This is a genomic window from Hymenobacter sp. BT18 (assembly GCF_012273015.1).
Taxonomy (GTDB): domain Bacteria; phylum Bacteroidota; class Bacteroidia; order Cytophagales; family Hymenobacteraceae; genus Hymenobacter; species Hymenobacter lutimineralis.
Map to the genome: position 1 here is coordinate 742,936 of NZ_CP050954.1, position 21,530 is coordinate 764,465.

Below are 21,530 nucleotides of genomic sequence, written 5' to 3' on the forward strand. Positions count from 1 at the left end.
ATAGACGCCCACTGTTAGAGCCATTATCTGGGCTAACGTTGTACTTGGGAAGTTGGAGAAAGCAGTTGCTGGAGGCGGGCCACCTGCTCCTGCAGGCTGAGCAGGGAAGCGTGGTCGGCGGCGGCTTGGGCGGCCCCGGCGCGGAGCTCCTCGATCTGCCGTTGCTGCTCACGTAGGGCCTCCAGCAGTACGGGGGTCAGCTGCGCGTAGTTCACCGACTTATACCCTTGAGGATCTGTGCTTACCAGCTCAGGAAAGACTTTTTCCACTTCCTGGGCCAGCAGGCCAATCTGCTCCTTTCCGGCAGTGCCTCCGTGCTGCACCCCCAAGGCATTCCACTGGTAGCGCACCCCACGAAGTTGCAGCACATCGTTGAGCGCGTGGGCAAGTGGGCGCACCTGCTCTTTGAAACGGGCATCGGATGTCAGGCTGACGCCGTTGGCTGTGACCGTGCCGTAGAAGGCGGCCGAGCCGCTGGGATACAGCGTCAGCGCGTCGCGCAGGTTGCCCTGGAAGGTGGTCCGCATGATCAAGGACAGGCTGGTGCTGCTGGTGGGGTTCGGAATGCGGGCCTGCACGTAGGCGGCGGGCGTGCCGCTGTTGTAGGGCGCCAGGAACAGGTGGCCCGGCAGGTACACCGACTGACTTTCGCCCACGTTCGGGTCTTCAATCAGGTACAGGTCGCCGGGGGCGGGCACGTCGAGGGGGCCGCGGGGGGCGGCGGTGCCCACGCCCAGGCGGGCGCCGTTCTGGCTGAGCAGGCTTAGGGCCAGAATGTTGCCGGTACCCGGGGCGCTGCTGCCCGCGGCCGTGCCGGCGGTGTTCAGGTAAAACTCCAGGGCGTTGCTGGTGCTGCCCTGGGCGTGGCGGGCGCGCAGGAAGTGGCGGTAGCCGCCGTTGCGCCAGGCGAAGCTCATCGCCACCGGGTCGTTGCCGCCGTCGGCGTCGGCGCCGCCCTGCACTTCCAGGCGGGCGGCCGGGGCCGCCGAGCCCACGCCCACCCGGTTGCTGGTGCCGGCGTTGAGCAGCAGCGGGCCGGCCGTGTTTTCCAGCACCGTGCTGTTGCCGCCGGCCGTGGCGGGCCGCGCCACGAGGTTGGAGCCGTTGTGCTCTAGCTTCAGCGAGGTGGCGGTGCTGTTGCCGGTCAGGCCCACGTACAGGCCGCCTTCGGCTAGGCTGCCTCCGCCTACCGTGGCCCGGTAGCCCGTAGCCAGCGTGCCCGTGCCCAGGCCCACCCGGCCGTCGTAGAGCAGGCGCAGGCCTTCGCGGTAGTTCTGGCTGGCGGCGCCGTAGGAGCCGGAGTTGCCGATGCCCACCTGCAGGGAGAGACCCAGCTCGGCCCCGCCGGCCCGCATCACGGCCGTAGTGCCATCGTGCCCCCAGTAGAGGTGGTCCCAGGGCGCAGTGGGCGCGCGCAGGCCTATGGAGGAGGAAACCACGTCGAGGGCCAGCTCCGGGGTGCTGGTGCTAATGCCTACCTTACTGGTTAGCTTGGCGGGGTAGAGGTCGTCGTTGTTCTGGGTCCACTGCGGGTCCTGAAAGGTCACGCTGCCATTGGCCTGCTGGGTGAGTACCTGGCCGGCCTGCCCGGCCGTGGGCGGCAGCAAGTAGGCCGCCGCGGGCTGCACGAAGCCCAGCGTGGGGCGCGGCCCGGTCAGGCTGCCCGTGGCCGCGCCGCACTGACTGCCGGTGCCGGCCACCACCAGACGGGCGTTGAGGGCGGGTATGGTGGCCACCGCGTCGTCGGTGCCGATGCTGGCTTTCTGAAAGCAGGTCTGCACCACCAGGCTGCTGGTGCCGTCCCACTCAAACGGGCCGCCGTTGAACACCAGCGTCAGCGGCTGCCCGGGGGCCGGCAGCGTCACCGTGCCGGTGTACACCGTCGTCAGGTTCGTGCTGAACGTGGTGCCCAGGGTGGTGGCCGAGGTCTGGCCCAGCGCCAGGGTAAAGTTGTCGTAGGACTGGATGGCGCTGCGGTTCGTGACCAGGTAGCTTAGCGCGGAAATCAGCCCGGGGCGTAGGCCCCAGCTTTGTAGCACGCTGGCCGGGTAGATGCACTCGGTGCGGGCCGAGTTGGACCCGCCGCGAAACGGGCCGTTGCCGTAGGGCGTCGCGCCGGAAGGAATGGGCACGGTACCGGCCACCTGCACCGGGCCGGGGCCCACCTGCAGGCCCGTGGCCGCGTCATAGCTCACGGTACCCGCGTCGGCCAGGCGCAGCCACTTGGGCGCGCTGCTACTGCCGCTATTGTAGTAGAAGCCCGGCCCGCTGGCCCCGCTGCCGCCGGTCTGGTACACGATGAGGCCGGCGGCGGGCGCGGGCAGGGCCTTCGCGTCGGGCACGCGGGGCAGCAGCAGGCCCTTGTCGGAACTGACGATGTCGAGGGCGGCGGAGGCGTCGGGGGCGGTGGTGCCGATGCCCACGGCCCCGGCGGGCACGGTTTGGGCCAGAGCGGTGGGGGCCAGCGGCAGGGCCGCCAGAGCCAGCAGCAGGACGGCGCGGCGCGGCGCCCGAACGAGGAGAGAAAGCATGGGCAAGCAGGCAGACGAAGAATGGACGAAGGCGGCTATACACCAAAAATACGACCCGGCGCGGCTCCGCCAAATCCTGCCCGCCTGCCCCGAATAGTAGGCAGACAACCGGATTTGGTAGGTGAGGCCGCGTCCTGGGCAGGGCGGGAACCGGGAAACGCCGGAGAATCCGGTATATTTATCCGGTCTTTACTATATATAAAATCCGCCGTTACCACCCCCCAATGCGGCAAACGCTTCTCTTCCTTTGCTTTAGCGGTATCTTTCTCCTGCCTTTGTTCAGGGCCGGCGCCAGTCCACCCGACTCGGCGCGGGTACGGCAGCTGCGCCAACTAGCCCAGGAACAGGCCCATACCAACCCTGACTTATCCCGGGCTACCCTGGCGAAGGCGCTGGCCCGGGCCCGCCAGACCGGTGATGCTGCCGGCGAGCGGGGCGTGCTTAACGATTTGGTAGACCTCAACGGCCGCCTCAACGAGCAGGCCGCCGCACTGCGCTACCTCAACGCCGTACAGCGCCTGGCCACCCGGGCGCAGGATACCCTGGAGCTGGGCCGGGCCTACTTATACACTGCCATGCTGGCCACCGAGGACGTATCCCGCCAGGTACAATTCGCTGAGCTGGCCAGCCAACAGTTTGCGCTGTTGCCCCGGCAGCCGTACTGGCTGCTACGGGCCCAGAGTGAGCTGGCCACTGCCTATCTGGCTCAAAAGCGCCTTGCCGCCGCCAAGCGGGTCTTTCGCCAAGCCCAGCAAATAAGCCAGCAGCTGGGGGAGCCGGGGCCGGAATTTCGCCTGCTCATCAACTGGGCCAAAGATCTGCAGGCCTGGGAGCCTGATTCGGCCCGCCTGCTGCTGGACCGGGCCCGCTACCTGGCCGATGCCCAGCTGCGCACTCCCTATCCCCGCGCCTACGTACGCAACGTACAGGCCGAGCAGGCGCTAAAGGAGCGTCGCTGGCCGGAGCTGGTCAGGCTGAGCGCCGAGGCCGCCCGGCTGGGCCGGGCGGCCAGGCTGCCCGCCGTCGTTGCCCTGGCCCAATCGAACTGGGCGGCGGGCCAGCGCCACCTGGGCCAGGGGGCTGCCGCCTACGATACGCTCCGGAAGTCCTTCGACGCGTATGAGAAGCTCACGGCCGAGGACCAGCGCCAGGAAGTGGCCCGCCTGCAGGTGCGCTTCGACGTAGAGCGGCAGCAGGCCCGCATCAAAGCCCTGGAGCAGCAACGCCGGGTGGCCGGCCTACGAGCCGAGCGCCAGCGCACCCGGCTCTACGGCCTGCTGGGCGGCCTGCTGGCTTTTGGCCTGCTTTCCTTGCTGCTGCTACTCTCGCGGCGGCGTCTGCAGCGCTCCGAAACCCAGTTGCGCGAGGCCAACCAAACCAAAGACCAGCTCATGCGCATCGTCGGGCACGATTTGCGCGGACCAGTGGCCAGCCTGCAGCTCCTCACCCCCCTGCTGTACGAGGTACTGGAACAGCCCGAGCGCCAGTCGGCCCATGCGCTGGTTCGCACCCTCGACGTGGGCGCCCAGCACCTGGGCGGGCTGATCGACAACCTCTTTCAGTGGACCCGGGCCCAGGGGGGGCAGCTGGTAAACCAGCCCGACCGCCTGCGGGTGGCGGATGCCGTTGCCAGCATTGCGGCGCTGTATGCGCCGGCAGCGGAGCTCAAGCATATTCACTTGCATACCACGGCTCCCCCCGACTTGCTGGCCTGGGCCGACATGGGCCTGCTGACGACCGTGCTGCGCAACCTGGTGGGTAATGCCCTAAAGTTCACTCCATCCGGCGGCGAGGTAACCTTGCAGGTGGCCCCGGCCGAAAATGGCCGCGTGGGGTTCAGCGTGTACGATACCGGCCCCGGACTGCCACCCGAGCGGCTCCACAACCTGCTCACTGCCGAGCGGCTGGAGTCAACTCCCGGTACCAACGGGGAGCCTGGCACCGGGCTGGGCTTGCCCCTGAGTGCCCGCTTCGTGGCCCTGATGGGCGGGGAGCTGCACGCGGAGACAGCGGCCGGAGGAGGTGCCCGCCTCTGGTTTAGCGTGCCGGGCCTGCCGCCCGGGCCCATCAACGCCACTAACGTATAGTCCGGAAACCGACGCCGGCATACGCGGGAAAAACGCTGCACTGGCCCCACGCCCCGATCTGTTAACCCTCAATCCTGAACCTACTCTAAATGCCGCACGCCACCATCCGGGTACTCGCCGTTGAAGACGACCCTGTTCAGACTCTGGCCCTGGGCGGCTTGCTGCGGGGCCTGAGCTATGAGCTGGTGGGCGTAGCGGCCACCGCCGAGGAAGCCCTGACCCGCTTTGACCAGGAGCAGCCCGACATTGTCCTGCTCGACGTAAACCTGGCCGGCTCGCGCGATGGAATCCAACTGGCCCACGACCTGATAAGGCAGCGGCCTGTGCCGCTGATATTCCTTACTTCCTATCCCGACCAGGAAACCTTTGCACGAGCCCGGCAAGTGGGGCCCTTCGCTTTCCTGGGCAAGCCCTACAACGGGCCCCTGCTGGGCCATAGCATAGAACTGGCTTTGCAGCACTTTGCCACCGCGCTGGGCTTACCGGCCGATGCTTCCGGCAGCCATCTGCCTGATGGCAGCGTGCTGCTGGGGGGCGTGTTCGTGCGGGAAGGCAGCCGGCTGCTGAAAGTCCCCTTCCGGCAGCTGCTGGTTGCCGAAGCCGACCACTCCTACCTACACCTGCACACGGAGGGGCGCAAACACACGGTGCGCAGCAGCCTGCGCGAACTGGAAGAAAAGCTGCCGGCTCGCCAGTTTGTACGCATCCACCGCTCCTACCTGGTGCAAATCAGCCGCATCAGCGCCTACGACTACCACACCGTGACGGTGGGGCCGCACGTGCTGCCCCTGGGCCGCGCCTACCGCGAGGAACTGCTGGGCCACCTGGAACAGTTGCGCTAGCCCGGCCGCGCCCCGCTGCTTCTGCTACTACCCGGCCCCGCAGTCCAACCCCAGCCCGGCCCGAGCGGTACTTGCCGGCCCGTAACCGGTCGTGTGGGCAGCCCGACGGTTGGTCGTTGATATATAGAATATGGTCGTTGAGCTATTTAGCTCACCAGGGGAGCCTCCGGCGCATTAGCCTTGCGCTATGAAAATGCTTGCGACTCATTTGCGCCGGGCCGTGCTGCTGGCGGCCCTGCCCACCGTAGCGCTGGCCCAAACCGCGGGCCGCCCTGCCCCCACCACGCGGCTGAGCGCCGATGGCACGCCCTACCTCATTCGCCTGCCCGAAGCCGGGAGTGCTGCGGCCCGTACCCTGCCCACCACCGGGGCTGCCCTACTGCACCAGCAGTTGGCGCTGGGTGCGGCCGACGAGCTACGGCCCCTGCGCCAGGAAACCGACGCCCTGGGCCAGCGCCACGAGGTATTCCAGCAATACTACCAAGGCGTAAAAGTTGAGCACGGCCGCTATACCATTCACTACCGCCAGGGCCGGCCCGAGCTGCTCACCGGTGAGGTGAAGCACCCCACCTTATCCACCACCCCCGCCCTCGGGGCCGCCGCCGCCCGGCAGCGCGCCGAGGCTGCCGTGGGGGCCACCCGCTACATGTGGCAGGACGCCCAGGCCGAGCAGCAGCTCCGGGCCCTGACCGGCAACCCCCGCGCCACCTACCTGCCCGCCGGCGAGCTGGTGCTGGTGGAAGACTTCCGCCGGCCGGTGGCTGCCCGCCCCCTGGTGTTGGCCTGGAAATTTGATATCTACGCCCAGCAGCCCCTGAGCCGCGCCGATGTATACGTGGACGCGCGCACGGGTGAAATCGTGCTTACGAATGCCACCATCAAGCACGCTACCGGTCCGGCCGCCACGCGTTTCAGTGGTACTCGCACCATCACCACTGAGCAGTTGAGCGGGCCCACCCGCTACCGGCTGGCCCAGCCCACCCGCACCCGCAACGGAGTGAGTGGCAACGGTATCCACACCTACAATTCGGCGGGCACCAATACTTTCGCCACCACCGATTTCATCGATACGGACAACAACTGGACGGCCGCCGAGTACAACAATGCGGCTAAGGACAACGCCGCCCTCGACGCCCACTGGGGCGCGGAAGTCACCTTCGACTACTGGGCCGACGTGCACGGGCGCAACAGCTACGACAACGCCGGCGCCCGCCTCATCAGCTTCGTGCACTACGACAGCTCGCCCGGTGATGGGGTGGGCATGAGCAACGCCTTCTGGAACGGCAGCGTAATGGCCTACGGCGACGGCAGCAGCCTGCGCCCGTTCACCGTGCTGGATGTATGCGGCCACGAAATAGCCCACGCCGTATGCCAGGCCACGGCCAACCTGGTGTACCAAAACGAGTCGGGGGCGCTGAATGAGGGCTTTTCCGACATCTGGGGTGCCTGCATTGAGCGGTACGCCGCTGCCCGCTACGGGCCGCTCCCGGGCAAGTCTACCTGGTTGGTAGGCGAGGAACTGAACGGGGGCGGCGGCCTCCGCTCCATGAGCGACCCCAACGCCGGCTCCTCGCCCGACACGTACGGCGGCACCTTCTGGGTAACCGGCACCTACGACGGCGGGGGCGTGCACTACAACTCCGGGGTGCTCAACCACTGGTTTTACTTACTAAATGAGGGCGGCAGCGGCACTAACGACGTGGGCTTTGCCTACAACGTAACCGGCATCAGCCCCAGCGGCAGCCCGGCCACCCTCAACGACGCCGCCCGCATTGCCTTCCGGGCCGAAAGCCTGTACCTGACGGCCAACGCCACCTTCGCCCAGGCCCGGATAGCCACTATTCAGGCGGCCGTCGATTTGTTTGGGGCCGGCTCCCAGCAGGTGGTGCAGGTGGGCAATGCCTGGGATGCAGTGGGCGTGCGCGACGCCAGCCAGGCCCTCATCATTACCGCCTTCAGCCCCACGCAGGCCGCTGGCAGCTCGGCCGCTACCATCACACTCACGGGCAGCAACTTCACGGGCACCACCGGCGTGAGCTTCAACGGCACTCCTGCCCCGGGCTTCGTGGTGGTAAATAACACGACGCTGACCGTACCCCTGCCCGCCGGAGCCAGCACTGGCAAGATTGTGGTGAGCAAGTCCGGCACCCGGGCCAGCAGCGCCACCGATTTTATCGTCAACACCGGGCCGCTGGTTAGCAGCATCAGCCCGGCCAGCGGCCCGGTAAGCCAACTCATTACTATTACGGGGCAGAACTTTGTAGCCGGGGCCACAACAGTACGCGTGGGGGGTGTGCCGGCTACCAACGTGGTCGTCAGCTCTGCTACCGCGCTAACCGCGACGGTGGGCCTGACTACCCCCGCCGGACCCCAGCCCGTGGTGGTAACCACCGCCCCCGGCGACAGCAACCCTACCGTACTGTACACCGTGGTGGTGCCCGCACCCACGCTCACGGCTTTCACGCCCGCCACCGGCCCCCCGGTGGGCGGCGGTACGTTGCTGGTCACGGGCACCGATTTCGGGAGCAGCCCGCTCACGGTGAGCGTAGCTGGCCAGCCGGCACCGCTGGTTACCGTTGTGTCTTCCACCCTACTTCGCGTGACGCTGCCCCCCGCCACGGCCGGCACTACGGGCCCCGTGGTGGTCACCACGCCCGGTGGTACGGCTACGTCGGCCGGCAGCTACGCCTACCAGGATGTGCTAAGCCTGGCCTACTTTAGCCCGGATGCGGGCACGGCCGGCACCACCGTCACGCTCTACGGCGCTCAGTTAGCCGGCACCACGGATGTGCTGCTCAACGGGGTGGCGGCCACCATCACGGGTCGCACGGCCAACAGTGTGCGCTTCGTGGTACCGGCCGGCGCCCCGGCCACGGGTACTACCACCGTTACCACGCCCACCGGCAGCACCAGCAGCCCCGAGTTCCGGGTGCTGCTGCGCCTGCTCGGCCGGAGCCCGGCCAGCAACGGCCGGGCGGCTCCCCGCGCCAACTCCGGCGTACAGCTCACCTTCTCGGAGCCGGTAACGGCCGCGACGGCCGCCAATGCGCGCGTGTTTTCCAGCCAGCGCGGGGGCCGCAAGGCCGGCACCTGGAGCAGCAGTGGCACTACGTTTAGCTTCGCGGCGGCCGCGGGCACGCCTCAAACCGACTTTCTACCCGGCGAAACGGTGCGCGTGAGTCTTCCCGCTACGGTGCAAAGTGCGGGTGGCGCCACCCTGCCCGCGCAGATGTATCAGTTTACCACGGCTACCGCGGGCACCGGGCGCGGCAACCTCACCGCGGGCACCACTGCTACCAGCGACGGCAACGCTCTGACCACCAACGTGGGAGATATCGACGGCGACGGCGACCTGGACCTGGTGCTGGTATCGGCCGGCGCGCCCTCTATTCAGACCCTGCTGAACGGGGGCGACCAGACGGGCTCCAACACGGGTGTGTTCAGCAACGGCACCCGGTTTTCGACCTCCGTACGTCTCAACGGTAGTACCCTGGGGGATGTGGACGGCGACGGCGACCTGGACCTGCTCGCCACTACTTCCTTTCCGAATGACCTACGGGTATACCTCAACAATGGGCTGGGCGCATTCTCGGCCGGCAGCGTACTGGCCACGGCATTCCGCACGTACGACCTGAGCGTGGGCGACCTGGATGGGGACGGCGACCTGGACGTGGTAACCAACAACAGCAACTTCGCTCTGCTTACCATCTGCCTGAACAACGGCAACGGCATTTTCAGCAGTGGCGGCACCGTAGCCACGGGCCCCAACCCCGGCAACATTGCCCTGGGCGATGTAGACGGCGACGGGGACCTGGACCTGGCCTGTGGCCTTCAGGAAAACGGCGATACCAAGTACGCCGTGGCCATTCACCTGAACGGGGGCGACAATACGGGCCTAAACCAGGGCACCTTCCCCAAGATGCAGCTCGTGCCGGTGCAGGCAGCCAACTGCCGGTCCCTGCTCGGTGATGTGGACGGCGACGGCGACCTGGACCTGCTGGCGGTGGGCGTGAGCGGCGGCCGGGCAAGCCTACGCCTGAACGGGGGCGACAACACCGGCTCCAATACCGGCAACTTTCTGAACGGGGGTAACCTGCTGCTGCCCCCGGCCGCCGCCAACTACTGGAGCGGCAGCCTCGGCGATATGGATGCCGATGGGGACCTGGACCTGGTGCTCCCCAGCATTGCCAGCCGCAGCGTGTACGTGCTGCGCAACGACGGCAACGGCACGTTTGGCAATGCCCTCACCTACCCTTTCACCACTACGTTTGACCCCTACTTTGCGGCCCTGGGCGACTTGGACGGTGACGGCGACCTGGACGTGGTAGCCACTGATGTAAACCGCGCGCCGGTGCATATCCTGCTGAATCACCCTTTATCGGTACCCTTACCGGTGCAGCTGACTACGTTTACGGCCGTCGGGGTTGGGCCCGGCGCTGCCCGCCTGGCCTGGACCACGGCCAGCGAAAAGAACAGTGTCCGCTTTGAGGTGCAGCGCAGCCCCGATGGAGAAACTTTTGCCACCATCGGGACCGTAGCTGGCCAAGGCCACAAAAACAGCCCCACCAGCTACAGCTTTCTGGATACTCATCTTCCCACTACCACACCCCAGCGCCTGGCTTACTACCGCCTGCAGCAGGTTGACGCCGATAACGCCATCCACTATTCTCCCGTCCGAACGGTGGCCCTGCCCCAACCAACGGCCCGCCTCGAACTCGCCCCGAACCCGGCACGGGGCCACGCCACGCTCCGGGGCAGCACCCCCGGTGCGGAGGTGCAGGTATTCGACGCCTTGGGTCGCCTGGTCTTGATGGCCGCGGCAGACAGTACCGGCACTTCCGCGCTGCAACTGCCGGCCGGACTGCCCGGCGGCGTGTACGTGGTAAGGACTTCCGGGCAGAGCCTACGCCTGCTGGTGAAGTAAGCCCGGGCCGGGCGTAACAACCCGGCCAAGCCGTGTGGCCGCGCTTTCTGGCTAAAACCCCAGCCGCTCCCCCTGTTGCGGAAAAACGAAGCGTAGCCTCAGCATATTAGCCGCGGTCAATTGCTGCTCGATCTGAGCTTCGTTCTTGGCTGTGAGCTTGCGGTGCGTGACAACTACGGGTAGGCCGCGCATGGCCGCGGGACCCGCCAGTTGGGTCAACACTGCCAGCTCCTGCAGCAGCAGCCGGGGCGTGAGGTGGCCGAACAGCTGGTTTTCGGGCTGCTCGTTAGGGTACGAGGCTTCGATGAACAGGGCCTTCAGCTGCCCGCGCTGCACCAGCGGTGCTACCACCTGCCACAGCTCCCGCAGCCGTTGGGACTTTTCTACCGCGTCGGCGCCGGTGTCGCCCAGGTAAAGCAGGTAGGAGCTGTGGTGGCGCACCAGGAAAGCCGCGCTTTCGTAGCCCGGGCCGTGGCTGAGCGGGAAAACGCGCACGAACAGCGCAGTGCCCGTTAGCGCCTGTTCGGAGCCGGGCGTCAGGGGCTGGAACTGGTATTTGCCCAGGGCCGGGGCCGCACCACCGGGGCCGAAGTTGGGCCAGGCCTGCCAGTTGAAGTAGCTTTTCTGCAGCGTTTCGAGGCAGCCGGGCAGGCCGTAGAGTAGCTTTCGGGCGTCGTCGGGGGCGTTGAGCAGCAGGCCCACTACGTGGTCGAGGTGCGGGTGCGAAAGGCAGTAGCCCCGGATAGAGTCGCGCAGGATGGTTTCCAAGGGCGCGCGGAAAGCCTGGGCCGCTACGGCCTTGGCTAAGCCGGCGCGCACGGTGCCCGCATCAAGCCCAATGTAGGCGGAAGTGCCGGCCGCCGCCACCAGGTAGCTGGAGAGGTTGCTTTCATCACCCCCGCCCCGCACGCCCAGGGGCACGACGGTGAAAGTGGTTTGGGCAATGGCCGGCTGGGTTAGCAGCCACAGCATCAGATAAATCCAACCAGTTCGTTTGTATTTCATGGCTGGTTCCTAGCTGTAATGTTATATGGCAGACTCTTCAACTCCTGTTTGGCCTCGCGGTGCCCAGCACCAGCAGCTTTGCCAAACCAGAAGGCTGCCCAACGGTCGGAGGCCGCCACGCCTTCACCAGACAGATAGCACAAGCCTAAGTTGTATTGCGCCTTCCTATCTCCATTTCGGGCTGCTTTCCGGTACCAGTACACAGCCTGAACGAAATTCTCTAGAACACCCAAGCCCTGCATATAGCAGTAGCCCAAGTCGCGCTGAGCATCTGCATCTCCAGCCTCGGCAGCCCAACGGAACCATGATACCGCCAACGGCAGGTCCTGCTCAATGCCCTCTCCCTCTCGTAGGCTAAATCCGACGTTGTAGGCCGCGTCGATGTGCCCTTGTTCCGCTGCCTGCAGAAAATACTGGTATGCTTGGTGCAAATTGATGGGTACTCCTCTACCGTGTTCGTAGCAAGTTCCTAAGTAGAATAATGCGCGGTCATGCCCCTGCTTCGCTGCTGTTTCCCAATAATGCAGCACCTTTCCCCATTCCACCGGGCGAGGCCGCTGGCGACCAAAAGCCAGTCGGTAGCCAAGCCGAAACAAGGCATCAGCGTCCCCAGCATCAGCCTGTTTTTGCAGAAAGCGGGTAGTTTCCATTATCCTTCCTGTTTAGCCCGCTCCCATTCCGCCTTCGTGAGTTCAAAGCGAACCTCACCGCTGCCAGTGCGGCCGGTTTCCTGCCAGCCCTGGCGGCGGTAGAAGGCTTCGGCGCGGGTACCGGGGGCGGTGCTCAGCCAGACGGTTTCGGGAGTTTGCAGGAAGTACCAGTCGAGCATGAGTTGCTGCAGTCGTTTGCCAATACCGCGCTGGTCGAAATCGGGGTGCACGAACAGGGCCCAGATGCTGTGGTCCTGCAGATCGGCAATGGCAAAGCCGACTACCGCCCCGTCTACCTCGCACACCCAGCCGTGGCCCCGGCGCGTGAGGTAATCGAGGCAGTGCGCCTCGGTGACAAGGGCGCGGTTGCGCAGCACGTTTTCGCGCACGGCAAAGCGCACCGTCATCAGTTGGGGAATGTCCTCGGGCCGGGCGTCGCGAAAATGCATGGCAGTTGCTAGCGGAAGTTGTAGGGGTAGCCGATTTCCTGCAGGTCGTTTTCCAGCTGATTCCAGTCTTCCAGCGGGTCGATGAAGGCCTGCACCAGCTCGCGCGTCAGAGGCTCGTGCTGGTAGATGCGGGCCACGTCGGCGGCGTCAATCGGGTCCCGGTCGGTATCTTCAATGAAGTACTCGTTGGCCCAGTCGGCGTAGGTTTCGGGCTGGCCGTCGAAGATGAACAGCAGCTCCTCGGAGCCGTCGTCCTCGTCCTCCACGACGCCCGTTTGCCAGCCGTGGGCCGGCGTATACCACAGGCAGAACGTGGTGCCCAGAGAATTTACCGGCTCCCCAAACATAAACTCCTCAAAGGCCTCGGGCAGGCCGCGCGTCACCTGGGCTTTATCGGGCTGGTCGTATTCCTGCAAAAGCCCGTTGATGCAGCAGCCTTCGGGCCGAAACAGCACCAGCAGCTGGTCCCCTTCCCCGTCGTTCATCTCAAAAAGCTGCTCCTGGGCGTCCCAGAGCGGGTCGTAGGTAAAGTAGCGGTATTCCGGGTCCTGGGAGTTGATGGCGTCGAGTACGGCCAAGGCCTGACAAAGGCGCTGCAGAGCAGGCGCGGCGGGCAGGGCGGCGTAGTTTTGGGTGGAGAGCATGGCAGCAGCTAGGACGTAGAAGGACGGGGGTGAAATCCCGCATACGGGCCCCGGGCGCAAATTGCCGATTGGCGGCTCCCCGTGCAAGCCGCAAGCCGAACCATACCTTTTTCCGGCGGTGGCCGTATCTGTGCCCGATTGTCTTTTTTGTCGGACCTTGCAGTTGGTTTTATAACCCCAGGAGGCGCTACGCTGAAATTCCCACGGCTTTGCTCTACTCCTTTTCGTATGTCTATTTCTCCCCGCCGGAGCCGCGTTGCCGTTAGCGCGTTGTTTTTTCTTAGTGGACTGTGCTTTGCCAGCTGGGCCTCCCGCATTCCCGATATCCGTCTGCAGCTGGGCCTCTCCGAAGGGCAACTGGGCCAGCTGCTGTTGGCTATGCCCCTGGGGTCCCTGCTGGCCTTGCCCCTGGCCGGCTGGCTTACTGATACCTACGGCAGCCGCCGCGTGGTGCAGCTGGCCTCGGCCCTCTACGCGCTGGCCCTGCCCCTGCTGGGCTGGGCCCCCACTACCTGGACGCTGGCCGCGGCCCTGGTGCTGTTTGGCAGCGGCGGCAACCTGCTCAACATTGCCGTAAATGCCCAGGCCCTGGAAGTGCAAAAAAGCTACGGCACCCAGGTAATTATGGGCTCTTTCCACGGGCTGTGGAGCCTGGCTGGCTTTCTGGGTGGCATCATTGCTACGTGGCTGGTGGGCTGGCACCAGCCGCCCCTGATTCACTTTGCGGGCATCAGCGCGGCGCTGCTCGTACTGCTGCTGGTCGTGCGGGGCGCCTTGCCTCAGCCTACGGGGCACGCCAGCGGCACCGGTCTGGTGCTGCGCATGCCCGATGGGCAACTGCTGCGCCTGGGCCTTATTGCCTTGTTCGGATTGCTCTGCGAAGGCTGCATGTTTGACTGGAGCGGGGTGTACTTTCAGAAGGTAGTGCAGGCCGACAAAGCCTGGGTGACCAGCGGTTACGTGGCCTTCATGAGCACCATGGCCCTGGGCCGCTTTGGCTCCGATTTTCTGACCAGCCACTTGGGCGTGGCCCGCGTGCTGCAGCTCAGCAGCGCCCTTATCTGCCTGGGGCTGCTCACGGCGGTGCTGTTTCCGAGTTTGCCCACGGCCCTGCTGGGCTTTCTGCTGGTGGGCTTCGGCACCTCGTCGGTTATTCCGCTCACCTACAGCGCGGCGGGCCGCGTGGAGGGCATTTCGCCGGGCGTGGCCCTGGCCCTGGTTTCTACGGTAGGCTTCTTCGGCTTCTTGGCTGGTCCTCCCCTGATTGGCCTGCTGGCGCAGATTTCCAGTTTGCGCCTGTCCTTTGCCTTTGTAGCCTTGATGGGTGCGGCCATTGGCGTGCTGGCTTTCTGGATGCCCGGCAGCCAGAAGGAGCCCGCCGGGCACTCCGCCCCGGAGCCGCAGCCCCTGGCCGAAGCAGTGGCGAAGTAGACATTTAGCGTTCAGCTAGCCTTAAGCCCCCATAACCATACCAATGCAAAAAAGCCGGCCCCAAATCAGGGAGCCGGCTTTTTTGCATTGGTATGGTTATGGGGGCTTACTTTTTCAGGTAGCCCACCATCAGCTTGGCCGCTTTTTCGGCGGCGCGCTGCCGGCCCAGCTTCTCCCGGATTTCGGCGTAGCCCTTTTTCTGCTGGGCAATGAAGGCTTCATCTTCCGTTACTTTCTTGAGCTCGATAACCAGGTTGCGGGCATTGAAGTCGCCCTGAATCAGCTCCTTCACCACTTCTCGGCCGGCTACTAGGTTCACCAGGGAAATATACTTCACCTTGATAAGCGCCTTGCTGATGGTGTAGGACACGGCACTGGTGCGGTAGCAAACCACCTGGGGCACATCAAACAGGGCCGTTTCGAGGGTGGCGGTGCCGCTGGTAACCAAGGCCGCTTTAGCGTGGGAGAGCAGGTCGTAGGTCTGGTCGAAGATGATGCGCACGTTGTTGCGCTCGAAGTGGGCGTAGTAGTTTGGGTCCAGGTTATCTACGCCGGCCACGAGGAACTGGTAGTTGAGGAAAGGCGGGATGATGGCCGTCATTTCGTACAGCATCTCCTCAATTTCCTGCTTGCGGGAGCCGGGCAACACCGCAATAATAGGCCGCTCCGGGTCGAGGTGGTTGCGCTGGAAAAAGTCGGGGCTGGGCACGTGCTCGGCTACGGCGTCGGCGGTGGGGTTGCCGATGTAGTCGACCTTGTAGTCGAAGCGCTGATAGAACTCTTCCTCGAAGGGCAGAATCACGAACATCTTATCTACTACTTTCTTCACCTGGTGCACCCGCCCCTGGTTCCAGGCCCAAATCTTGGGCGAAATGTAGTAGAACACCTTGATGCCATTGGCCTTGGCAAACTTGGCGATGCGCATGTTGAAGCCGGCGTAGTCGACCAGAATCACCACGTCGGGCTTCCAGGCCAGCAGGTCGCGCTGGCACTCTTTCAGGTAGCCCCGGAACTTGAGCAAACTGGTAGCGGCCTCCCAGAATCCCATAATGGCCATTTCCTGGTAGTGGTGCACCAGTTCCCCGCCGGCGGCCTGCATCTGGTCGCCGCCCCAGCACCGGAAGGTGGCCGCGGCGTCCTGCTGCTGCAAGGCCTGCATGAGGTGCGCCGCGTGAAAATCCCCGGACCGTTCGCCCGCTATCAGGTAGTACTTCATGGTTGGATTTAAGAATTAAGCATCAAGAAATAAGAATTGCCGGCCATGAGAGTTGGCTTTCCACTTCCGGCAGCCAATTCTTCATTCCTCATTCTTAATTCTTAATTGACTACTCCCCGTAGTACTCTACGAAATTGCGGGGTGTCTCGTACAGCTTGATGCAATGTAGCTGGGCTGTGGTAATGCGCGGCAGCTCCCGCACCAGAATATCCCAGAAAGCCAAGACCAGGTTTTCGGTGCTGGCCAGCTTGCCCGACATGAAGGGCACGTCGAGGTTCAGGTTTTTGTGGTCGACCTGGGAGATGATGTGCTCCCGAATCAGGGTACTGAGGGCTTTTAGATCAACGACGAACCCGGTTTCCGGGCTGGGCTGGCCTTTCACCGTCACAATAAGGTCGAAGTTGTGGCCGTGCCAGTTGGTGTTGGCGCACGGGCCGAACACTTCTTTGTTGCGCTCCTCGCTCCAGGCGGGATTGTAGAGCTTATGGGCGGCGTTGAAGTGTTCCTGTCGGCTGACGTAAATCATTGGGGTGCTGGGATCTTGGGGTCCTGGGGTCTTGGATGTGCTGGCTCAAGCTCCCGGAAGAACATCAACCAAGATCCTAAGCCCCCAAGACCCTAAGACCCTTGTTTTCGCAGCAAATATACGAAGAACGGTACGCCGAACAGGGCCGTGACAATGCCCACGGGTACGCCGGCCGGCGGATACAGGAGGCGGGCCAGCAGGTCGCAGCCGAGCAGAAAGCCCCCGCCCAGCAACGCGCACACCAGTAGGTTCCACCGGCCCGTGGCCCCCAGCAGCCAGCGCGTGACGTGCGGAATCATCAGCCCCACAAACCCAATGGGGCCGCACAAGGCTACTACGCAGCCCGTTAGCGCCGAGGCCGTGACCACCAGCAGCCAGCGCAGGCGCACTACCGGCACCCCCAGGGCGGCGGCCCGCTCTTCTCCCAGCAACAAAATGGCCACGTCCTTCTGCAGAAAAGCAAAAACGACCAGCGTAGCCACCAGGGCCACCGCCGGGTAGGGCAGCAAATTCCAGCCGGCCCGTTCGAAGCTGCCCATGGCCCAGAAGGTGACGGTGCGCAGCTTGTCGGGGGTGTCGGACAGAAACGTGAGCAAGCCCCCCAAAGCTGTAGCCAGGGAGCCAACGGCCACGCCGCTGAGCAGCAAAGGGGCGGGCCGCAGCTGGCCCCGATCCATGCCCAGGGCCAGTACCACCAACGTGGTGCCCAGGGCACCTAGCAGCGCCGCCACCGGTGGCAGGTACACGCCGGCCCAGGTAAGCGTAGGCAGCAGGGCAAAGCAGAGTACCGCGCCCAGGCCCCCGCCCGAGGCCGTACCCAGCAGGTAAGGGTCGGCCAGGGCGTTGCTCACCATGGTTTGCATGAGGTAGCCGCTCACGGCCAGGCCCGCCCCGGCCAGCACGGCCAGCAGCAGCCGCGGCAGCCGCAGCTCCACCAGCACCAGCTGGGCAGGCTCCGTGGGGTCGTAGTGGTGCAGCACGCGGCGCATCAGCTCAAAGTCGATGGCAAAGGAGCCTACGCGCAGGCCCAGCACCAGCAGCCCTAGCAGCAGGCCCACGCTTAGCCCCAGCCAGAGCCCGGCCCGGGCGGGCTTCATGGCTGCGCCGGCTGCCGCAGCAGCCCCTGCAGCTCCCGCACCGACTCCACCACCCGGGGCCCAGGCCGTTCCATCAGGTTGCCCGTCACGGCAAACACCCGCTTGGTCTGGTAGGCGTTGATGCGACGCAGCTCGGGGTAGGCCTTGAAAAACGTGCTGTCCAGCTGCCCGAAGCGCCCACCCAGCAACACATCGGGGTTGAGGCGCAGGATATACTCGCGGGTGAGGGCCGGGTAGGGCTGCGCAAACACTTCCTGCAACGCATTCTGCCCCCCGGCCAGCCGTATTTTATCGGTAAACAGCGTATTCTGCCCGTACACGTAGATGGGGTCCTGCCAGGTAATAGCCAGCACCCGCGGAGCGGGCCCGGGAGTTGGCGGCGTTTTCTGCAGAGCAGCCAGGGCCGTGCGCAGGGAGTCCGTCAGGTGCCGGGCCTGGGCGGTGCGGCCCAGCAGCTGGCCTAGTTGCTGCATGCCCCGGAATACGTCCTCCACAGTAGTATACCGCTGAAAATATACCGGCACGCCCAGCTGCTGCAGGCGCGCGGCGTCGTCCTGGGACGTAATGCCCTCCACGGTAAACACCACATCGGGGTGCAGGGCTACCAGCTTTTCCAAGTCCAGGGGGTAGCTATTGACTACAGGCTTGTGGGCCACGGCGCGGGGAAAGTCGCAGACCTGAGTGCGGGCAACGATGGTCGCAGTATCAGCCACGGCGTACAGCATTTCCGTCATGGAAGGTGCCAGGGCCATAATGCGGCGGGGCTGCACCGGCAGCTGCAGGCGGTGGCCCAGGTCATCGGTTACCCAGTGGGTGGTGGCCGGCAGTTGGGCAGCCGCCGCGGGCTGGGAAGAAGCGGGTTGGTCGGATTGGCAGGCCAGGAGCCCGCCCCCGAGTACTACGGAGAGCAGTAAGCTTACGGAAAAGCGCATGCGGGCAAAGATAGACCACAGATGCAACGGATGCATGAACGGATAGAACGGAAGGATACGGTTCCGGTACCCCCCGATCTGCTCTGCGCGAATACCGTTAACTAAAGCCTTGCAATTTGGGGGAAGGCCGGCGCGGCAACTGGCACTTGCCCCGTCATTTGTTTTCCGGCGGTCAACCATCCGTACTTGGCCGGCCGCTGGCAGCCCGACTCACAACCTGCTGCCAACCGCTAATTCCGGCTACCTTTGCCGTAAACGTACTACTCTATGATCGTCGTCACTGGTGCGGCCGGCTTTATTGCCAGCTGCCTCGTCACCCGCCTGAATGCGGCCAACTTCCATGATATCGTGGTAGTGGACAACTTTTCCGTGGAGCGCAAGCTCGCCAATCTCCAGGGCAAGCACCTGCGGGAATACGTCGACCGGGGCGAGTTTTTCGGCTGGCTTGACCTGAACCACGAGCAGGTAGAGTTCATCTTCCACCTCGGGGCCCGCACTGATACCACGGAGCAGGATTATGCCGTGCTGGATTTGCTCAACCTCAACTACTCCAAGCGGATGTGGGAGGCGTGTTGCCGCTACCAGCTGCCCCTGGTGTACGCCTCCTCGGCGGCCACCTACGGCTCCGGCACGCTGGGCTACTCCGACCAGGACGAGGCCCTGCTTCCCCTCTACCGTCCCCTGAACCCCTACGGCGAGTCGAAGAATAACTTTGATAACTGGGCCGTGCAGCAGGCAGAAAAGCCTTTTTTCTGGGCCGGGCTGAAGTTTTTCAATGTATACGGGCCCAACGAGTACCACAAGGGGCGCATGGCCTCCGTCATTCTGCACGCCTTCGAGCAGATCCGGCGCACGGGCTCCATGGAGCTTTTCCGCTCCCACAACCCCGCCTACACCGACGGCGGCCAGATGCGGGACTTCATCTATGTAAAGGATGTGGTGGAGGTTTGCTTTTTTCTGATGCAGCACCGCCAGCACTCCGGCATTTACAACCTGGGCACGGGTGAGGCCCGCACCTTCCTGGACCTGGCCCTAAATACCTTTGCCGCCCTCGACCAGCCCGCCGACATCCGGTTTAAGGACACGCCCGAAGACATCCGTGACAAGTACCAATACTTCACCGAGGCGGATATGCGCAAGCTGCGCAGTATCGGCTACGAGCGGCCCTTCACCCGCCTGGAGGATGGCATCGACGATTACGTGCGTAACTACCTGATGCCGGGCGCTTACCTGTAGCACTGGGGCTGGTTTGTAGCCGTAATCTTACACATCGGGGCTAATCTCCTGATTTTCCGACTCCTGCCGCTGCCGCTGGAAAATACAGTAAGCCTGAAAGCCCCCTGGTGCCGCGCATCAGGGGGCTTTCAGGCTTACTGTATTACCTTATAACCGCGTAGGCTGCCTGACCTGGCTACGCCCGGTCCCTACGGCCGTCGACCATTTCTTTTAGCCTTTCTACTTTTTCTGGCAGTGCAACGCAGCGTTATTACGATTCTGGGCGGAGGGTTTTCCGGTTCGGCGCTGGCGGTGCACCTGGCTCACCTGCCAGGGCAGTACACCGCCGACGTGCATCTGGTAGAACCCCGGTCAGCCCTGGGCCCGGGGCTGGCGTACAGTGGCGAGCGGCCCGAGTATCTGCTGAATGTACGGGCCTGTTCTCTTAGCCTGCTGGCCCAGGAGCCCGGCCATTTCACAGCGTGGCTCAGCCAGAACGGGGTGCAGAAGGCGGCGCAACAGTTTTTTCCGCGTCAGCTCTACGGGCAGTACGTGCAGGAAACCGTGGCGCCGCTGCTTACGGGACCGGCGGCCAATGGCCTGCGCTTTTTCCGCCATGCCACCTCGGCTACGGCCGTACGACCCCTCGCCAATGAACAAGCGGCGCAGGTAGAGCTAGCCGATGGGCAGCGCATTCTCAGTAACCACGTGGTGCTGGCTTTGGGCAACTTCCCGCCCCTGCCACCTACCCAGATGCCCGAGCAGCCCCCGGGTTTTCATCCCAACCCCTGGGCCCCCGGGGCCTTGGCTACTATTGCGCCCACCGACTCCGTGCTGCTGATTGGCTCTGGGCTTACCGCTGTGGATGTGCTGCTTGGGCTGCGGGCAACCGGTCATCAGGGTCCGCTTACGGTAGTTTCCGGCCACGGCCACTGGCCAGCGGCGCATCTGGGCCCGCAGGCGCCGTATCCGAGTTTTTACCACCATTCCTTGCAGAACCTTACTACCGTAAGCCAAGTGCTGACCGCCGTGCGACAGGAAATCCGGCAGGCAGCCCGCGCGGGTATCGATTGGCGCCCCGTGCTGGATTCCCTGCGCCCAGACCTAGGCCGTATTTGGGCGGCCTGGCCGCCGGAAGAACAAAGCCGGTTTCTGCGGCACCTAGCCTCACTCTGGACCACCGTGCGGCACCGCAGCCCACCCCAGAATGCTGCTTTTATAGCGGGGATGCTGAGCAGTGGGCAGCTCCGGCAGCATGTTGGCCGCGTCCAACACCTGGAGCCCGCTGCCGAGGGCCTGCGGGTGCACACCCGGCATGCGGGCCAGCTCACCACGCTCTTCGCCCGTCACGTTATAGCGTGTACCGGGCCGCTGCTGGATTATACCCGCATCCCGGATCCGCTGATTGTGCAGATGCGTACCGAAGGGCTTTTGCTCCCCGATGCTCTGCGGCTGGGAATTCTCACCAACGAGCATGGGGCGCTGCTCCAGCGCCACGGGGCTGCCTCGCCGATGTTATTTACCCTGGGTGCCAGCCGGCGGCCCCAGTCGTTTGAGTCGACGGCTGTGCCGGAGCTGCGCCAGCAGGCCGCAGACCTGGCCCTTCACCTGGCTGCTTTACTGCCCGCGGCCTGAAAAGCAGCGGGCCCAATTGCCAAGGGAATGGGCCCGCTAAGGGAGTCTTTTGATAGATTACGCGGCCAAATCTTCGTCCGCGTACAGGGGTACCACGGGCCTTTCGGGAGCAGCCGGCAGTGTGTTGGTGTCCTCGTTGGTATGGTGGCGGCGCAGGGCCCGCATCAGGAGGTAGCGGTAACGCTCCGCATCCGCCAGCGCGGTTTCTACCGCCCGCACCGCGTCGTCGTAGGTCACAACCGGCACCGACTCGGCGGCATCACCCGTTGGATACGACAAATAAAGAACTGGAGCGTCGATGTATTCGGCAGGTGCTTTCATGGGAGGAATTTGAGCGTCAAAAAAG

16 protein-coding genes are annotated in these 21,530 nt (G+C 64.5%); 6 read left to right on the top strand and 10 right to left on the bottom strand.

What is annotated here, in order from left to right:
- Positions 1–32: 32 nt before the first annotated feature.
- Entirely contained in the window at positions 33–2,531 is a 2,499-nt protein-coding gene (locus tag HER32_RS03110) for a tail fiber domain-containing protein (RefSeq protein WP_168680458.1), read from the bottom strand.
- Positions 2,532–2,755: 224 nt separating this feature from the next.
- Between HER32_RS03110 and HER32_RS03115 the strand changes: the two genes are divergently transcribed.
- The 3 genes from HER32_RS03115 to HER32_RS03125 all read left to right on the top strand — a co-directional run bounded on the left by HER32_RS03115 (position 2,756) and on the right by HER32_RS03125 (position 10,384).
- Complete coding sequence (locus HER32_RS03115; RefSeq protein WP_168680460.1) at positions 2,756–4,618, top strand: sensor histidine kinase; 1,863 nt, start codon at positions 2,756–2,758, stop codon at positions 4,616–4,618.
- Between the two features lie 89 nt (positions 4,619–4,707).
- Entirely contained in the window at positions 4,708–5,460 is a 753-nt protein-coding gene (locus tag HER32_RS03120; protein WP_168680462.1) for a LytR/AlgR family response regulator transcription factor, read from the top strand.
- Positions 5,461–5,647: 187 nt separating this feature from the next.
- Positions 5,648–10,384 carry a M4 family metallopeptidase gene (locus tag HER32_RS03125; RefSeq protein ID WP_168680464.1) on the top strand — a complete coding sequence of 1,579 codons (4,737 nt, stop codon included), beginning with the start codon at positions 5,648–5,650 and terminating at the stop codon, positions 10,382–10,384.
- A gap of 51 nt (positions 10,385–10,435) precedes the next feature.
- Here HER32_RS03125 and HER32_RS03130 read toward each other — a convergent pair whose 3' ends face one another.
- Genes HER32_RS03130 through HER32_RS03145 form a run of 4 tightly spaced genes read right to left on the bottom strand, consistent with a single transcriptional unit; the run spans position 10,436 to position 13,132 of the window.
- Positions 10,436–11,389, bottom strand: a complete 954-nt coding sequence (locus HER32_RS03130; RefSeq protein ID WP_168680466.1) for an MBL fold metallo-hydrolase — start codon at positions 11,387–11,389, stop codon at positions 10,436–10,438.
- Positions 11,386–12,039, bottom strand: a complete 654-nt coding sequence (locus HER32_RS03135; RefSeq protein WP_168680468.1) for a tetratricopeptide repeat protein — start codon at positions 12,037–12,039, stop codon at positions 11,386–11,388. Before HER32_RS03135 ends, HER32_RS03130 begins: the two co-directional genes overlap by 4 nt.
- Positions 12,039–12,488, bottom strand: a complete 450-nt coding sequence (locus HER32_RS03140) for a GNAT family N-acetyltransferase (RefSeq protein WP_168680470.1) — start codon at positions 12,486–12,488, stop codon at positions 12,039–12,041. Before HER32_RS03140 ends, HER32_RS03135 begins: the two co-directional genes overlap by 1 nt.
- An 8-nt stretch (positions 12,489–12,496) precedes the next feature.
- Positions 12,497–13,132 carry a hypothetical protein gene (locus tag HER32_RS03145; protein ID WP_149069125.1) on the bottom strand — a complete coding sequence of 212 codons (636 nt, stop codon included), beginning with the start codon at positions 13,130–13,132 and terminating at the stop codon, positions 12,497–12,499.
- Positions 13,133–13,360: 228 nt separating this feature from the next.
- On the opposite strand from HER32_RS03145, the gene HER32_RS03150 reads away from it, so the two are divergent.
- Positions 13,361–14,563, top strand: coding sequence for an MFS transporter (locus HER32_RS03150; protein WP_149069124.1), 1,203 nt, complete (start codon positions 13,361–13,363; stop codon positions 14,561–14,563).
- Between the two features lie 106 nt (positions 14,564–14,669).
- On the opposite strand, the gene lpxB is transcribed toward HER32_RS03150, so the two are convergent.
- The 4 genes from lpxB to HER32_RS03170 all read right to left on the bottom strand — a co-directional run bounded on the left by lpxB (position 14,670) and on the right by HER32_RS03170 (position 18,334).
- A complete protein-coding gene (gene lpxB / locus HER32_RS03155) occupies positions 14,670–15,779 on the bottom strand; it encodes a lipid-A-disaccharide synthase (RefSeq protein ID WP_168680472.1) in 1,110 nt (369 codons plus the stop codon).
- Between the two features lie 109 nt (positions 15,780–15,888).
- On the bottom strand, positions 15,889–16,305 hold the full coding sequence (locus HER32_RS03160) for a 6-pyruvoyl trahydropterin synthase family protein (RefSeq protein ID WP_149069122.1): 417 nt from the start codon (positions 16,303–16,305) through the stop codon (positions 15,889–15,891).
- Between the two features lie 92 nt (positions 16,306–16,397).
- Positions 16,398–17,402 carry a FecCD family ABC transporter permease gene (locus HER32_RS03165; RefSeq protein ID WP_168680474.1) on the bottom strand — a complete coding sequence of 335 codons (1,005 nt, stop codon included), beginning with the start codon at positions 17,400–17,402 and terminating at the stop codon, positions 16,398–16,400.
- A complete protein-coding gene (locus tag HER32_RS03170; RefSeq protein WP_232066347.1) occupies positions 17,399–18,334 on the bottom strand; it encodes an ABC transporter substrate-binding protein in 936 nt (311 codons plus the stop codon). The genes HER32_RS03165 and HER32_RS03170 overlap by 4 nt, the downstream gene beginning before the upstream one ends.
- Positions 18,335–18,601: 267 nt before the next feature.
- Here HER32_RS03170 and rfaD point away from each other — a divergent pair, with 267 nt between their 5' ends.
- Positions 18,602–19,570 carry an ADP-glyceromanno-heptose 6-epimerase gene (rfaD, locus tag HER32_RS03175; protein ID WP_168680476.1) on the top strand — a complete coding sequence of 323 codons (969 nt, stop codon included), beginning with the start codon at positions 18,602–18,604 and terminating at the stop codon, positions 19,568–19,570.
- Between the two features lie 234 nt (positions 19,571–19,804).
- On the top strand, positions 19,805–21,184 hold the full coding sequence (locus HER32_RS03180) for an FAD/NAD(P)-binding protein (protein ID WP_168680478.1): 1,380 nt from the start codon (positions 19,805–19,807) through the stop codon (positions 21,182–21,184).
- A gap of 57 nt (positions 21,185–21,241) precedes the next feature.
- On the opposite strand, the gene HER32_RS03185 is transcribed toward HER32_RS03180, so the two are convergent.
- Positions 21,242–21,505, bottom strand: a complete 264-nt coding sequence (locus HER32_RS03185; protein ID WP_168680480.1) for a hypothetical protein — start codon at positions 21,503–21,505, stop codon at positions 21,242–21,244.
- Positions 21,506–21,530: the final 25 nt, after the last annotated feature.

Bases quoted from the DNA above. Each gene is read 5' to 3' on its own strand.
- HER32_RS03110 (WP_168680458.1), bottom strand. From the start codon at position 2,531: ATGCTTTCTCTCCTCGTTCGGGCGCCGCGCCGCGCCGTCCTGCTGCTG.
- HER32_RS03115 (WP_168680460.1), top strand. From the start codon at position 2,756: ATGCGGCAAACGCTTCTCTTCCTTTGCTTTAGCGGTATCTTTCTCCTG.
- HER32_RS03120 (WP_168680462.1), top strand. From the start codon at position 4,708: ATGCCGCACGCCACCATCCGGGTACTCGCCGTTGAAGACGACCCTGTT.
- HER32_RS03125 (WP_168680464.1), top strand. From the start codon at position 5,648: ATGAAAATGCTTGCGACTCATTTGCGCCGGGCCGTGCTGCTGGCGGCC.
- HER32_RS03130 (WP_168680466.1), bottom strand. From the start codon at position 11,389: ATGAAATACAAACGAACTGGTTGGATTTATCTGATGCTGTGGCTGCTA.
- HER32_RS03135 (WP_168680468.1), bottom strand. From the start codon at position 12,039: ATGGAAACTACCCGCTTTCTGCAAAAACAGGCTGATGCTGGGGACGCT.
- HER32_RS03140 (WP_168680470.1), bottom strand. From the start codon at position 12,488: ATGCATTTTCGCGACGCCCGGCCCGAGGACATTCCCCAACTGATGACG.
- HER32_RS03145 (WP_149069125.1), bottom strand. From the start codon at position 13,132: ATGCTCTCCACCCAAAACTACGCCGCCCTGCCCGCCGCGCCTGCTCTG.
- HER32_RS03150 (WP_149069124.1), top strand. From the start codon at position 13,361: ATGTCTATTTCTCCCCGCCGGAGCCGCGTTGCCGTTAGCGCGTTGTTT.
- lpxB (WP_168680472.1), bottom strand. From the start codon at position 15,779: ATGAAGTACTACCTGATAGCGGGCGAACGGTCCGGGGATTTTCACGCG.
- HER32_RS03160 (WP_149069122.1), bottom strand. From the start codon at position 16,305: ATGATTTACGTCAGCCGACAGGAACACTTCAACGCCGCCCATAAGCTC.
- HER32_RS03165 (WP_168680474.1), bottom strand. From the start codon at position 17,402: ATGAAGCCCGCCCGGGCCGGGCTCTGGCTGGGGCTAAGCGTGGGCCTG.
- HER32_RS03170 (WP_232066347.1), bottom strand. From the start codon at position 18,334: ATGCGCTTTTCCGTAAGCTTACTGCTCTCCGTAGTACTCGGGGGCGGG.
- rfaD (WP_168680476.1), top strand. From the start codon at position 18,602: ATGATCGTCGTCACTGGTGCGGCCGGCTTTATTGCCAGCTGCCTCGTC.
- HER32_RS03185 (WP_168680480.1), bottom strand. From the start codon at position 21,505: ATGAAAGCACCTGCCGAATACATCGACGCTCCAGTTCTTTATTTGTCG.